A 14,113-nucleotide genomic window follows, 5' to 3' on the forward strand; every position below is an offset into this window, starting at 1 on the left:
GCATGACGGAGAAGCGGGTGAGTGCGAGCAGGGTGGTCGGGGTGCCTGCTCCGGTGCTGTTCGAGATGCTGGCGGATCCCGCGCAGCACCCGGTGATCGACGGGTCCGGGTCGGTGGTGGCGTCGCGGGGGAGTGCGGGGCGGCGGCTGGGGCTGGGGGACCGGTTCGGGATGGACATGCGGATCGGGCTGCCGTACAAGATCTTGAACACGGTGGTGGAGTTCGAGGAGGGGACGCGGATCGCGTGGCGGCACTTCTTCGGGCACCGGTGGCGTTGGGAATTGCGGGACCTCGGTGACGGGCGGACCGAGGTGACCGAGACGTTCGACTGGTCCACCGCCAAGGCCGGGTTCCTGCTGGTGTGGGTCCGGTTCCCGGGCAAGAACCTGCACGCGATCCGGGCGACCCTGGATCGGCTCGCGGAGCGGTACCCGGCTGGCGGCTGAGTTGTCAAGCAGGGGGCACCCGGTGGTGCGACCATGGGTGCATGACAGTTCCGCAAGAGCCTGACCCGCGGCGGACCCAGCAGTTACCGGTGGACCGGGACGACCAGTACATCCGTCCCGCCCACGAGGAAGTGGTCAACGAACGGGTCGAGGACAGCTACGCGAGCCGGGTGCGCACCGTGCGCATGGTGAGCTCGGCCATCACGTTCGTGGTCGGTCTGTTCGCGGTCGTGCTGGTCGCGCAGATCATCCTGGTCCTCGCCGAGGCCAACCCCCGCAACGGGTTCGCCTCGTTCGTCGACGGGTTCTCCTCCGGGGTGTCGCTCGGTTTCGACGGCCTCTTCACCCCGGCCTCGGAGAAGGCGGCGGTGCTGTTCAACTACGGCACCGCGGCCATCGTGTGGCTCCTCATCGGCGCCGCGCTGACCTACCTCATCCGCAAGTTCGCGCTACCCGGCCCCCGCAGGGAGATCCGGTACCGGCGCACCGTGGAGTGATCGACCCCGGTGTCGCAGGTCTTGGCCGTGTCCCGCACGACACGGCCAAGACCTGTGTCCGGACCAGGTGAACAAGATCGAACCGCGCTGAGCAGCTCCCGATGTACAGCTTACCGGGAGGCGCCGACGGGTTCGGTCCATTGCGGACGGGCTGTGGATAACTCGGCCCCAGGGGGGATCGCTAGAGCCCGACCACGGCGAAGGTGTTCGGGGGGAGGATCAGGCTGTCCGACCCGGTGGTGACTGCTTCGCTGGTGAGCAGGATGGACTTGGCGCGGAGGGGGACCGTCGCTGGTCCGGTGCCCAGGTTGACCGCTACGCGCAGGGATCCCCGGTGCAGCAGCAGGCAGCCGTCGATCTCCTGGACGGTGAAGCGGTCCAGGCGGGGGTCGGCCAGCTCGGGGTGGTTGCGGCGCAACGAGATCAGGGACCGGTAGGTCTCCAGCACCGATCGGTGATCGCCTGACGCGGGTTCCGACCAGTCCAAAGTGGATGCCGCGACGGTGGCGGGGGACATCGGGTCGGGGACCTCCGACTCGCCCCAGCCGTGTTCGGCGAACTCGCGGCGGCGGCCGGTCCGCACCGCCTCGGCCAGCTCCTGGTCCGGGAACGACGCGAAGAACTGCCACGGTGTCGACGCCGCCCACTCCTCGCCCATGAACAGCATCGGGGTGTACGGGGAGCAGAACACCAGGGCAGCCCCGCACAGCAGCCGCGCCGTGGGCACTGTTGCGGTCAACCGATCCCCGGTCGCACGGTTGCCTATCTGGTCGTGGTTTTGCAGGTACGCCAGGAATCGGTGCCCGGGCGTCGTGAGCGGGTCAACGGGACGGCCGTGTGTGCGGTGCCGGAATGAGGACCACGTTCCAGCGTGGAAGAAGGCCGAGCGCAACGTTGTCGGTAGGGCGCCTTCGAAGTCCGCGTAGTAGCCCGAGGTCTCCCCGGTCAGCGCGACGTGCAGCGAGTGGTGGATGTCGTCGCACCATTGCGCGTCCAAGCCCAGGCCGCCTGCGGCTCGCGGGGTCACGTGCCGCGGGTCGTTGAGGTCGGACTCGGCGATCAGCGACAGCGGCCGACCCAGCCCGGTGGACAGCACCTCGACCGCGACCGCCAACTCCTCCAGCAGGTGCGTCGCGCGGGTGTCCACAAGGGCGTGCACGGCGTCGAGCCGCAGGCCGTCGATGTGGAAGTCGCGGAGCCAGCCGAGGGCGTTCTCGATGACGTACCGGCGGACCTCGTCGGAGTCCGGGCCGTCCAGGTTCAGTGTGGGGCCCCAGATGTTCTTGCCCGCGAAGTACGGCCCGAACCGGTCCAGGTACGCGCCCGACGGCCCCAGGTGGTTGTAGACGACGTCCAGGATGACGCCCAGGCCGCGCTGGTGGCAGGCGTCGACGAACCGCTTGAAGCCGTCCGGGCCGCCGTAGGGTTCGTGCGTCGCGCCCCACAGCACGCCGTCGTAGCCCCACCCGGCGACGCCGTCGAAAGCGTTGACCGGCAACACTTCCACGAAGTCGACGCCGAGGTCCACCAGGTGGTCCAGCTTCTCGGCCGCACCGGCGAAGGTGCCTGCCGGGGTGAACGTCCCGATGTGCAGCTCATAGATCACCCGGCCCGCGACCGGTCGCCCGGTCCACGCCGAATCGCCCCACTCGTAGGCCCGGTGCTCGTACCGCCGCGACGGCCCGTGCACCCCCTGCGGCTGCCACAGCGACCGCGGGTCCGGCAGCGGCGTCTCGTCGTCGTCAAGCAGGAACGCGTAATCCGAGCCCGGCCCGGCCCCGGGAACCTCCGCGTGCCACCAACCCCGGTCGTCCCGGGCCATCTCGTGCCGCGCACCGTCGACGTACAGCCGCACCCGCGACCGCTGAGGTGCCCACACGCTGAACGGCTCGTCCATCACGCCCCCCGAACCAGCAGTGCCACCGGGTAATCGGCCAGCGTGTCCGCCAACCGCCCATCCGTCGCCCGTCCTGTCAGCTGGTCGACCCACTCGCCATCCGGCAGGTCGAGCACGGTGTCACCCCAACCGGGAAGCGCCACCGGGAGCCGTGTCGCGACGGCGATCAGGCCGGACCGCTCGAACGCGACGACGTGGTGCGCAGCAGAACCGCTCGCGTACACCGGCGCGTACCCGGTGAACAACGACGGGCGCTCACGCCGCAACCGCAGCACCGTGCGGACCAGGTGAAGCTTCACCGCTCCGGTCTCGTCGATCGGCGGCGGCCACCCGGTCGCGAGCTTGGACACCAGATCCGCCCGGTCGGCGAAGTCGACCGGGCGCCGGTTGTCCGGGTCCACAAGGGACAGGTCCCACAGCTCGGTGCCCTGGTACACGTCCGGAATGCCCGGCCCGGCCAGTTGCAGCAGCTTCTGCCCCAACGAGTTCGACCACCCGAACGGCGTGATCCGCGCCGCGAACGCCTTCACCTCGGCGAGCAGGCCCGGGTCGCCGAGCACCGCGCGCGGCCAGGCCCGCACAGTCTCCTCGAACTCCTCGTCGTGCTCGGTCCACGACGTGCGGATCTTCGATTCCTTCGCCGCCTTGTCCAGGTACGCCGAGAGCCGGTCCGGGTTGATCGGCCAGGCGCCCAGCAGGGTCTGCCACGCCAACAGGTTCAAGCTCGGCTCGGGGATCCCGCGCTGAGCCGTCCACCGGCGCACCGCGTCGCCGAACTCGTCGGGCAGCTCCGCCAGCACGGCCATCCGCGCCCGGACGTCTTCCGACCGCTTGGTGTCGTGAGTGGACAGTGCGGTCATCGCCAGCGGGTGGTTGGCCTCCCGGTGCGCCTGCGCGGTGTGGAACTCCGCGACGCTCACGCCGAAGTGCGAGGGGTCGCCGCCGACCTCGTTGAGCGCGGCGAACCGGGTGTAGCGGTAGAAGGCGGTGTCCTCGGTCCCCTTCGCCACCACCATCCCCGACGTCTGCTGCAACCGGGTGGCCAACTCGCCCCTGGCCCGCAGCTGGGTGTCGATGGCGGCCAACGCCTCGCCCAGGTCCGGCCGCTGCGATCGCGCGCGGGCCAAGGCGGCCGTCAAGTACTCCACGCCCTCTGGCAGGTACGACCGGTAGACCGGGAACGACACCATCAACTCGGCGACCGCTTCCCGAGCCACCGCCGGGTCCACATCGGACACGTGCGAGGCGATCCGCCGGACCTCGGCGGCCAGCGACTGGGAGGTGATCAGCCTGCGAGACTCGTCCAGTACCGCGGCGTAGTCCGTCGGCACCTCCAACGAGTCCGCGAGCTTGGTGAACGCGTCCTCGGCACTCTGGTCGACAAACACCCCGCACACCTCGCGCAGCGCGTCGTACCCCGTCGTCCCCGCCACCGGCCAGGACGCGGGCAGGTCCTCGCCCGGCTCCAGGATCTTCTCCACGACGATCCAGCACCGAGCTCGCTCCGCCAACCGCCGCACGTACCCGCCCGGGTCGGCCAAGCCGTCCGGGTGGTCGATCCGCAGGCCCTGCACATCACCCTCGCTGACCCACCGCAGCACCTCGCCGTGGGTCGCGTCGAACACCTCTGGGACCTCGACGCGCACGCCCGCAAGCGTTGTCACGTCGAAGAACCGCCGGTAGTTCAGCTCCTGCCCAGCACGGCGCCAGTCGATCAGTCGGTAGTGCTGCCGGTCGTGCACCTCGGCAGCGTCGCCTTCCCCCGTCCCTGGCGCGATGGGGAACGTGTGGTCGTAGTACCGGAGCACGTCACCGTCGACGCGAAGCTCCGAAACGTCCTCATCGGACCCCAGGACCGGCAGCAGCACCGGGAACGACTCGATGTCGAAGTACCCGGCGTAGCGCGACTCGGGACCATGAGCCAGCACGTCCCACCACCACTTGTTGGCAGAGGGGACTTCCACCGCCATGTGGTTCGGCACGACGTCGACGACGAGGTCCAACCCCGCTGCCCGCAACCGGTCCACCAGCGCCCGCCGCCCGGCCTCCCCGCCCAGCTCCGGGTTCGCCCGCGTCGGGTCGACAACGTCGTACCCGTGCGTCGAACCGGGGGTGGGCGTCAGGATCGGGGACGTGTAGAACGCCCCGACCCCGAGGTCGGACAGGTAGTCGACGATCGCGGCGGCCTCGGCGAACCCGAAGCCAGGCCGCAGCTGAACCCGGTAGGTCGACCGCATCACTCGCTCCCGGTGCGTCGCAACACGATGAGGGACCGCGAAGGCAGGACCAGCTCGCTCTTGCCGGAGTACTTGGCGGGTTGCGGAGCCGAGACCTCACCGGTCGCGGTGTCGAGCACGACCTCCCACTCGGCGCCGTAGTCGCCGTCGGGGACGATCGCCGAGATGTCCTCGTGGTGGGCGTTGAAGCACAGCAGGAACGAGTCGTCGGTGACCCGTTCGCCGCGGGCGTCCAGGTCGGGGATGCCCTCGCCGTTGAGGAACGTCACGATGCACCGGCCGAACCCGGATTCCCAGTCCTCGTGCGACATCTCCTGCCCGCCGGGGGTGAACCAGGCGATGTCGCGCAGCTCGTCGCCGCGCCGGATCGGCCTGCCCGCGAAGAAGCGCCGCCGCCGGAACACCGGGTGCCGCGCCCGCAGCGCGACCACCCCGGCGGTGAAGTCGATGAGGTCGGAGTTGGTCTCGGCAAGCGACCAGTCCACCCAGGACAGCTCGCTGTCCTGGCAGTAGCCGTTGTTGTTGCCGTCCTGGGTGCGGGCCATCTCGTCGCCGTGCAGCAGCATCGGCACACCCTGCGAGAGCATCGTGGTGGCGATCATGTTGCGCCGCTGCCGGGCCCGCAGCTCGGTGACCTCGACGTCGTCGGTCGGGCCCTCGACCCCGCAGTTCCACGACCGGTTGTCGTCGGCCCCGTCGCGGTTGTCCTCGCCGTTGTCCTCGTTGTGCTTGTCGTTGTAGGAGACCAGGTCGTTGAGGGTGAACCCGTCGTGCGCGGTGACGAAGTTGATCGACGCGAACGGCTTGCGGCCGTCCTCCTGGTAGAGGTCCGACGAGCCGGTGATGCGCGAGGCGAACTCGCCGAGCGTCGCCGGTTCCCCGCGCCAGAAGTCGCGAACGGTGTCGCGGTACTTTCCGTTCCACTCCGTCCACAGTGGTGGGAAGTTGCCGACCTGGTAACCACCGGGCCCGACGTCCCACGGCTCGGCGATCAGCTTGACCTGGCTGATCACCGGGTCCTGCTGCACGATGTCGAAGAACGCCGAGAGCCGGTCCACGTCGTAGAACTCGCGGGCCAGGGTGGCCGCCAGGTCGAACCGGAACCCGTCCACCCGCATCTCGGTGACCCAGTACCGCAACGAGTCCATGATGAGCTGCAGCGTGTGCGGGTTGCGCACGTTCATGGAGTTGCCGGTGCCGGTGTAGTCCATGTAGTAGCGCTGGTCGTCCTCGACGAGCCGGTAGTACGCCTCGTTGTCGATGCCGCGCATGGACAACGTCGGCCCGAGGTGGTTGCCCTCCGCGGTGTGGTTGTAGACCACGTCCAGGATGACCTCGATGTTGGCCTCGTGCAGGGTCCGCACCATCGCCTTGAACTCCGCGACCTGCGCGCCCTGGGCGGTCTGCGCCGCGTACTCGGCGTGCGGGGCGAAGAACGCGATCGTGTTGTAGCCCCAGTAGTTGCGCAGTCCGCGCTCCTGCAACCCGTGGTCGTGCAGGAACTGGTGCACCGGCATCAGCTCGATCGCCGTCACCCCGAGCCGCTGCAGGTGCTCGATCACCGCCGGGTGCGACAGGCCCGCGTACGTCCCGCGCAGCTCCTCGGGAACCCCGGGGTGCCGCATCGTGAGCCCGCGCACGTGCGCCTCGTAGATCACGGTCTCGTTGTACGGGGTCTTCGGCGGCCGGTCGTTGGCCCAGTCGAAGAACGGGTTGACCACCACGCCCTTGACGGTGTGCGCCGCGGAGTCCTCGTCGTTGCGCTGCTCCGGCTCGCCGAAGGTGTAGCCGAACACCGACTGGTCCCAGTCCACCGCGCCGCCGACGGCCTTGGCGTACGGGTCGAGCAGCAGCTTGGTCGGGTTGCACCGCTGGCCCGCGGTCGGGTCGTGCGGGCCGGTGACCCGGTAGCCGTAGTGCTGGCCGGGCAGCACCCCGGGCAGGTAGCAGTGCCAGACGAACCCGTCGACCTCCGGCATCCGCACCCGGTGCTCGGTGCCGTCGGCGTCGAACAGGCACAGGTCGACCCGGCTGGCCGCCTCGGAGAACACGGCGAAGTTGGTGCCCGCACCGTCGTAGGTGGCGCCGAGCGGGTAGGGGGTTCCAGGCCAGGGCCGCACACGGTCTCCTCGGTCTTGCCCGGCCGCGGGGTACGGCGCGAGGCGGTCACATCTCGGGTGGCAGTCGCGCGCTCCCAGCCTATGGGGAGCAGGGGCCGGGCCGCAGGATGGCGAACGGGGCGGGACCGCAGTTCAGGACCCGCTGTGGGTGGGGTCACCGATCGGGGGCGCGATCACCCGCCGTGCCCCCAGTCGCCCCACCCGCCCGGGTAGGTCGGCCACGGGAACCGGGGCCGTTGCTCCTCGCGGGTGATCGTGACCACCCGGGTCTGCACGGTCGGCACCTCGATCACCCCGGTCGCCGCGCGCACCGGCATCGGCGCCATGCCCAGCGTCGTGGTCGGCACCGTCGTCAGGGTGACCGCTGCGGGGGACGGGCTCGGGTCGGCGTTCGACGCACCCGCCGAGAGCAGCGCGGCCACCCCGCCGACCAGCAGCGCACCGGCCACCAGGCTCGCGTGCACCAGGCGGGACGGGGTCCGGCGGGCGCGCAGCTCGTCGGCGAAGTCCATCGGCGCCTCGGTGGTGGCGTCCTGTCGGACCTGCCGGGGCGCGGGCTTCGGCGCCTGCACCGGTGCTTCACCAGCCGCCGCGGCGAGCAGCACCACGCACTCGGCAGCGTCGGGTCGGTCGGACGGCTCCCGCTGGGTCATCGCGGTGATCGCGTCCGCCCAGGTCTCGGGCAACCAGTCGGGGATCTCCGGGTCCCGGGTGAGCCGAGCGATCGCGGCCTCGATGTCGGACCCCTCGTACGCGGTCGTGCCGGTGAGGCACTCCAGCAGCACGAGCCCGAGTGAGTAGATGTCACCGGCCGGTCCGGTCAGCTGACCCCGGATCTGCTCGGGTGCGAGGTAGGCCGCCGTGCCGACGCAGTGACCGGTGGAGGTCAGGCGGGCCCCACCGAGGGCCCGCGCGATGCCGAAGTCGACCAGGCAGCAGGCGCCCTCGTCGTCGATGAGCACGTTGGACGGCTTGACGTCGCGGTGCACGATCCCCCGCGAGTGCACGTACCCCAGGATCTCGGCCAGCCGGATCCCGATCACGGCCACATCGGTCGCGGGCAGCGGCCCCCGGTCCAGCCGGTCGCGCAGCGTGCCGCCCTCGACCAGCTGCATCACCAGGTACGGCCGCTCGTTCTCCACGGCGACGTCGAACACGCGGACGACACCGGGGTGCGACAACCCGGCCAACACCCTGGCCTCGGTGTCGAGCCTGGCCACGGTTCCACCATCCGCCTTCGGGTGGAACAGCTTGACCGCGACCGGACGCCCCAACCGGGTGTCCACCGCACGGTGCACATCAGCCATGCCCCCTGAACCGATGAGCTCGCCGACCAGATACCGGTCGTCGAGCAACGTCGGCGTCCCCATCGCACCTCCCGCGCGTCACGCCCCGCCCGGAGATACCCGACCCCCACCCGGGGCAAACGTGAACCCCAACGGGTGGACTCGCCACCCGCCGTGACCCATTCAAGGACGGTGCGCAAGCCCGCAGGCCTGATTGATGGACGTGCCGCTCGGCGTGACCGATTCGGGGCCACCAAGGAGCAGGACCAGGCCTGGATGGCTCGATGGGTGGATCCGATGCATGGTGTGCCCCGTTCGGGGGTACAAAGGCCGGGACTCATCTGGATGGGTCGCCCACCACGAGGAGGTAGCCATGTCTCTGGAAGACGACGACATCCGCAGCGGCCACACCGCGGGTTCTGACGGCGGGGCCGATGGTGGCGCTGACGGCGCGGCCGGGACCGCTGACCACGGCGCGTCCGGTGTGCCCGGTGGCCACGACGGCGGTGCTGACGGGGGCGCGGACGGTGGGGCCGACGGCGGTGCGGACTCCGGGGCCGGGTCGGACCACGGTGCCAAGGACGGTGGCGCGGGCGGCGACGGCGGCGCGGACGGCGGTGCCGACGGCAGCGCCCGATGACGGCGAGTCCCGTTGCCTCGGCGGCCGGGTGGTCCAGCACGGACCGCCCGGCCGTCCGGCGGTGTGTCGGGGTCGAGCCCGACGAGTTCGCCGCGCGGCACTGGGGCGCGCGGCCGCTGCTCACCCCCGCCGGTGGGCTGCCCAAGGGCTTCGACGACCTGCTGACCCTGGCCGACGTGGACGAACTGCTGTCCCGGCGCGGCCTGCGCACCCCGTTCCTGCGGGTCGCCAAGGACGGCGCGGTGCTGTCGTCGAACCAGTTCACCTCGGGCGGCGGGGTCGGCGCGGAGATCGGTGACCAGGTCGACGACACCTCGGTCGCGCGGCTGTTCGACGGCGGGGCGACGGTGGTGCTGCAGGGGCTGCACCGGCTGTGGCCGCCGCTGATCGACTTCGCCGGGCAACTCGGTGTCGACCTCGGCCACCCGGTGCAGATCAACGCCTACATCACGCCGCCGTCCTCCCAGGGCTTCTCGGCGCACTACGACGTGCACGACGTGTTCGTGCTCCAGGTCGCGGGGCAGAAGCGGTGGCGGATCCACGCGCCGGTGCACCAAGACCCGTTGCGTGACCAGCCGTGGGACCAGCGTGCCGACGCCGTGGCCGCCCGCGCGCAAGAGACGCCGTTGATCGAAGAGACGCTGAACCCCGGTGACGCCCTCTATCTGCCGCGCGGCTACCTGCATTCCGCGACCGCGCTCGGCGAGGTGTCCGCGCACCTGACCGTCGGCGTGCACGTGCTGACCCGGTACACCCTGGTCGAGGCGCTGCTGGGGTTGGCGGGCCGGGACGACGACCTGCGCGCGACCCTCCCACTCGGCATCGACGTGGCCGACCCGGACCAGATCGCCCCGCACCTCGCCGCCACCGTGGAAGCGTTGGCCCGGGTGCTCAAGGACACGCCCGTGGACGAAGTGGTTCGACGGGTGAGGAACCGGGTGTGGCACGGAACACGGCCGGAGCCGATCGGGCCGCTGGCGCAAGCGTCCGCCGCGCAAACTGCCGGAACAGGCTCTGTCGTGCGATTGCGCGCCGGACTGCGGCACCGTTTGCGCGAAGAGGGCGACAAGGTCGTTCTGGAGATCCCAGGTGACACGTTGTCCCTACCCGCCAGCACCGTTGCGGCGATGAGGGCGCTGTTGACCGGAGAGCCCCGCGTTGTGGGCGAATTGCCGGATCTCCCGGTGGCCGATCAGATGGTCCTCGTGCGGAGACTGCTGCGAGAGGGAATCCTCGTGCCTTGTGACCACTGAGCCGGCTGTGGAGCGCTGTTCCGACGGGTGCCTACGCCGGGGGGACCCACTCGGCGCCAGCGCACCCCCGGTGCGGCACTGGCTCTTGGTCGAACAGCCGGGTCCGTGGGGTCCGCACCCGTGGCGGGACTCGTCGTTACCGGAGGACGTGGTTGCCGCTATCGCCGCCCAAGCGTCGGCCGCCCACGCGCGGGTACTGCTGATCCGCCGTCCTGGCCGGGCGCAGCCGGGTCCACGGCGGTGGGCTTTCGTGGAATCGACCCCGGGCCGGGAACGCGCGTGGTGGAGCCAGTTCGCCGATCCCAGCGAGCTGACCGACCTCGGGCTGGCCGAACCGCGTGGCGAATTGTCGACCGCGCCGATCTACCTCGTGTGCGCCCACGGTCGCCACGATGCGTGTTGCGCGATCCGGGGTCGACCTCTTGCTGCGGCGTTGGCAACGTTGCGCCCCGAGGAGACGTGGGAGTGCACGCATGTCGGCGGTGACCGGTTCGCGGGCAACATGATCGCCCTCCCGCACGGCCTCTACTACGGCCAAGTGCCACCGGAGAAGGCAGAACACATCGCCTGCAGGTACGAGGCTGGACTCCTCGAGCTGGAACACTTCCGTGGCCGATCGACGTACGCGGCACCTGTGCAGGCCGCCCAGGAACTGGCCCGATCGCACTCCGGCAACGCAGGCGTCGACTCGTTCCGGCCCTTGAACGTGAGCCACAGTGGACACGAGCAATGGCTGGTCGAACTGGAGGGTGCGACACTCGAAGTGCGGGCCGTGTTCCACCGCAGCGATTCCCCGCTCACCTGCTCGGCGACGGTACCCGCGGCGGTGCGCGGCTTCGAACTCGTGCGGTGGCTGGAGAAACCTCACTGACCCTGCTGGGCCAACGCGTGCGCCCTGGTGACCTGCTTGCGCGCCATCACCCGGAACACGACCAGGTGGATCGGGTACACCGCGCGCCAGTACACCCAGCCCAGCAAACCCTTGGACCGCAACGCGCCGACCTGCCGCAGCGTGGTCCCGCTGATCCGGTAGCCGAGCCAGGCCTCGCCGCAGAACCACTTCTCGGTGCGCAGCACGATGTGCTGGTCGCCGAACTCCGCGACCGTCCACCAGTCCACAGTGGCCCCCTTGGTCACCTTGTCCGGCCGGTGCAGGGTCAGCCGCTCGCCGAAGAGCCTGCCGAGCAGCATCCGCAGCCACCACGCCCACGCCCAGCCGTACCAGCGCAGCGAACCGCCGCAGCGGCGCAGGTCGAGCCGGGCGGCCGGGGTGTCGGACCGGGGGATCTCGACCTCGGTCGACAGGGTGAACACGCCGTCGAGCACGCCGTTGGTGAACCCGAACGCCTTGGCGGCTATCCGGTCCCGCTGTTCGTCCATTGTGGACTTGATGGCCTCGGTCATCGGCGTCGGCTCGATGTCGAAGGCCGGGCTGGGGGTGGTGACGACGACGTCGGTGGTGAGGCTGTCGATCAACGACCGGCTGACCGCGCGGTCGACCGGCGTCACCAGGTTGACCCAGTGCGCGGACAGACCCGGTGTCAGCAAGGGGACCTGGACGATCCGGCGGCGCGGCAGACCGCGCACGGACGCGTAGAGCTGCATGAGGTCGTGGTAGGTCAACACATCCGGCCCGCCGACCTCGTGCACGCCTGCGGGGACCTCGGGATCGGCCGCCCGCACCAGGTGCGCGACCAGGTCGGCCTCGGCGATCGGCTGGACCTTCGTGCACACCCACCGCGGGCAGATCATCACCGGCAGCCGTTCGGTGAGGTAGCGCAACATCTCGAACGAGATGCTCCCGGACCCGATGATCACCGCGGCGCGCAGTTCGACCACAGGCACACCGGCCTCGGCCAAGACCCGGCCGACCTCCTGCCTGCTGGCGAGGTGCCGAGACAGCTTCCCGTGCCCGAGTCCACCCAGGTAGATGATCCGCCCGACCCCGGCCGCCTTGGCCGCCGCCGCGAAGGAGGCCGCGGTGTCCCGGTCGCGTTCGGCGAAATCCCCGCCTGCCGCCATGCCGTGGACGAGGTAGTAGGCCGTCTCCACACCGCGCAGGACCTCGGTCAACGCCCCGGTGTCGGTGACGTCGACGGCGACCTTGCGCACGTTCTCGCCGTCGGGCAACGCCTCCGCGCGCCGACCCAGGGCCAGCACCGGCCTGCCAAGCGCGCGGATCAACTTGCGGCCGACGTACCCGCTCGCGCCTGCGACCGCGATCATGCCAACACGGGCAGGTGCCGGGTGAAACCGCGGACCGCGACGACCCTGGCGTGCGGGTCCACCCCCGACCGCGGCGTCTGGTCCAGCCACGCGGCGAACCGCACGCCCGCCTGGATCTCGTCCGGGTTCGCGTACGGGGTCAGCGCCTCCACCAGCCGCGCGACGACACGGGCGCGGCCTTGGTCCCGGTTGAGGTCGGGGCGGCCGTGCAGCGAGGCGACGACCTCCACCGTCAGATCACCGACCAAGCGCTGGTCGGGGACGCAGCAGCCCACGCACCGGTAGACGAACGCGAGCAGCCGGTCGTGTCCAGAACCCCACAGCACGCTGGCAACTCCTCAACTACCACGGACAACCGAGGTGACGGTATCCCGGCGCAGGACCAGCCGCTATTCGACGACCCCCACCGCGACCAGCGCCGCGCAGCTTCGGGCGACGGTCGCCGCCGCGCGCTGTTCGTCGTGGGTGAGGTCGGGGGACTCGGTGAGCGCCTGCCAGCGCAGGTGGGCGGGGTAGGCGTCACCGCTGACCGCGAGCCGGGCGGCGGGGGACGTGCCGTGCGCGCCGAGCAGGTACCTGGCCTCCTCGTCCCGGTGCCCGAAGCTGACCCGACCCGCGTCGAGCGCCGCCAGGAGCCGCAACTCGTGGGGCTCGTGCGCGCTGGCCAGGACCCGCTCGACGTCGGCGGACAGCGGGTGGCCGCGCAACAACGGGGTGATGGCGAGCAACGCCGCCCGCGCCCGCAACACGCCCGCCCGCGCCAGGAAGTGCGTGTCGACCGCGTCCAGCAGGTCCTGGACGCCGCTGTGGTGCACCAACCCGGACGGCACCGCCGCGCCCTGCCGGACCAGCTCCACCGCCACCCGCACGCCGAACATCCCCAGCTTGTCCGGCAACGCGGCGCCTACCCGCGCCCTTAGCCGGTCGACGGAGAGCAGTGCGTCCGGCTCGTGCACCAACGCCGCAAGGGCGTTCGCATCGTCCCTGGTCAGCCGCAGCCCACCTACGGCAGGCAGCGCAGCGACCGCAACGACCGCCTGGCACCGCTCGCCCAGGTCTTCCCGCGCATGCCGTGCCGCAACCCTGCCCGCCGCCGCCACCGCGTCGACCCGGCCCCCACCCAGTTCGTCCGCACGAGCCAGCACCACGATCGTGGACACCGCATCCGCCACAACGGCCTCATCCGGCCTCCGCACCAACCACAACCGAACCGCGGCGTCCCCCTCCACCACCTCGAACGGCGCCCCAGCCAACGCCCGCACCACCGTGCTCCGCCCCACCCCTGGTGCCCCGACGACACCAACCCGCAGCGGCCCTTGCAACCGCGCCAACCACTCGCCTGCCACCTGCGCGCTGGGTGGTGCTTCGCGGGTGGCTCGTTCGAGCAGGCCCCAGGTGATCGTGGGCAGGTCAGTCATGGGCTCTCACTTGGGGGTTTCGATCCACTCGATCGTGACATGGCGTCGGGGCTGCTTTGCCGCGGGCGGCCATGTCGAGCGGCCCTCAGGTGG

Annotated in this window: 12 protein-coding genes; 5 read left to right on the forward strand and 7 right to left on the reverse strand. The window is 70.8% G+C overall.

Annotation, left to right across the window (positions count from 1 at the left end; genetic code table 11):
• The first annotated feature begins 2 nt into the window (after positions 1 to 2).
• Positions 3 to 446 (forward strand): SRPBCC family protein, encoded by a 444-nt coding sequence (locus LV79_RS09785; protein WP_253834291.1) that lies wholly within the window; start codon positions 3 to 5, stop codon positions 444 to 446.
• A gap of 41 nt (positions 447 to 487) precedes the next feature.
• Complete coding sequence (locus LV79_RS09790; RefSeq protein ID WP_253834293.1) at positions 488 to 943, forward strand: hypothetical protein; 456 nt, start codon at positions 488 to 490, stop codon at positions 941 to 943.
• Positions 944 to 1,124: 181 nt separating this feature from the next.
• Here LV79_RS09790 and treZ read toward each other — a convergent pair whose 3' ends face one another.
• From treZ to LV79_RS09810, 4 genes are all read right to left on the reverse strand, one after another.
• Positions 1,125 to 2,840 (reverse strand): malto-oligosyltrehalose trehalohydrolase, encoded by a 1,716-nt coding sequence (gene treZ, locus LV79_RS09795; protein ID WP_253834295.1) that lies wholly within the window; start codon positions 2,838 to 2,840, stop codon positions 1,125 to 1,127.
• Complete coding sequence (gene treY, locus LV79_RS09800) at positions 2,840 to 5,077, reverse strand: malto-oligosyltrehalose synthase (RefSeq protein ID WP_253834297.1); 2,238 nt, start codon at positions 5,075 to 5,077, stop codon at positions 2,840 to 2,842. The genes treZ and treY overlap by 1 nt, the downstream gene beginning before the upstream one ends.
• Positions 5,077 to 7,197 carry a glycogen debranching protein GlgX gene (gene glgX / locus LV79_RS09805; RefSeq protein WP_253834299.1) on the reverse strand — a complete coding sequence of 707 codons (2,121 nt, stop codon included), beginning with the start codon at positions 7,195 to 7,197 and terminating at the stop codon, positions 5,077 to 5,079. Before glgX ends, treY begins: the two co-directional genes overlap by 1 nt.
• Positions 7,198 to 7,370: 173 nt before the next feature.
• The gene (locus tag LV79_RS09810; RefSeq protein ID WP_253834301.1) at positions 7,371 to 8,567 is read right to left on the reverse strand and encodes a serine/threonine-protein kinase; all 1,197 of its coding nucleotides are present in this window, start codon (positions 8,565 to 8,567) and stop codon (positions 7,371 to 7,373) included.
• Positions 8,568 to 8,856: 289 nt separating this feature from the next.
• Between LV79_RS09810 and LV79_RS09815 the strand changes: the two genes are divergently transcribed.
• The 3 genes from LV79_RS09815 to LV79_RS09825 all read left to right on the forward strand — a co-directional run bounded on the left by LV79_RS09815 (position 8,857) and on the right by LV79_RS09825 (position 11,247).
• A complete protein-coding gene (locus LV79_RS09815; RefSeq protein ID WP_253834303.1) occupies positions 8,857 to 9,123 on the forward strand; it encodes a hypothetical protein in 267 nt (88 codons plus the stop codon).
• Positions 9,120 to 10,376 (forward strand): cupin domain-containing protein, encoded by a 1,257-nt coding sequence (locus LV79_RS09820; protein ID WP_253834305.1) that lies wholly within the window; start codon positions 9,120 to 9,122, stop codon positions 10,374 to 10,376. The genes LV79_RS09815 and LV79_RS09820 overlap by 4 nt, the downstream gene beginning before the upstream one ends.
• A gap of 70 nt (positions 10,377 to 10,446) precedes the next feature.
• Positions 10,447 to 11,247: a sucrase ferredoxin gene (locus LV79_RS09825; protein WP_372495299.1), complete on the forward strand. Its 801-nt coding sequence runs from the start codon at positions 10,447 to 10,449 to the stop codon at positions 11,245 to 11,247.
• Here LV79_RS09825 and LV79_RS09830 read toward each other — a convergent pair.
• From LV79_RS09830 to LV79_RS09840, 3 genes are all read right to left on the reverse strand, one after another.
• Entirely contained in the window at positions 11,241 to 12,602 is a 1,362-nt protein-coding gene (locus LV79_RS09830; RefSeq protein ID WP_253834310.1) for a DUF2867 domain-containing protein, read from the reverse strand. The genes LV79_RS09825 and LV79_RS09830 overlap by 7 nt on opposite strands.
• Positions 12,599 to 12,928, reverse strand: a complete 330-nt coding sequence (locus LV79_RS09835; RefSeq protein WP_253834312.1) for a hypothetical protein — start codon at positions 12,926 to 12,928, stop codon at positions 12,599 to 12,601. The genes LV79_RS09830 and LV79_RS09835 overlap by 4 nt, the downstream gene beginning before the upstream one ends.
• A gap of 63 nt (positions 12,929 to 12,991) precedes the next feature.
• On the reverse strand, positions 12,992 to 14,020 hold the full coding sequence (locus tag LV79_RS09840) for a hypothetical protein (protein ID WP_253834313.1): 1,029 nt from the start codon (positions 14,018 to 14,020) through the stop codon (positions 12,992 to 12,994).
• Between the last annotated feature and the right edge of the window lie 93 nt (positions 14,021 to 14,113).

The organism is Actinokineospora globicatena, from assembly GCF_024171945.1.
GTDB lineage: Bacteria > Actinomycetota > Actinomycetes > Mycobacteriales > Pseudonocardiaceae > Actinokineospora > Actinokineospora globicatena.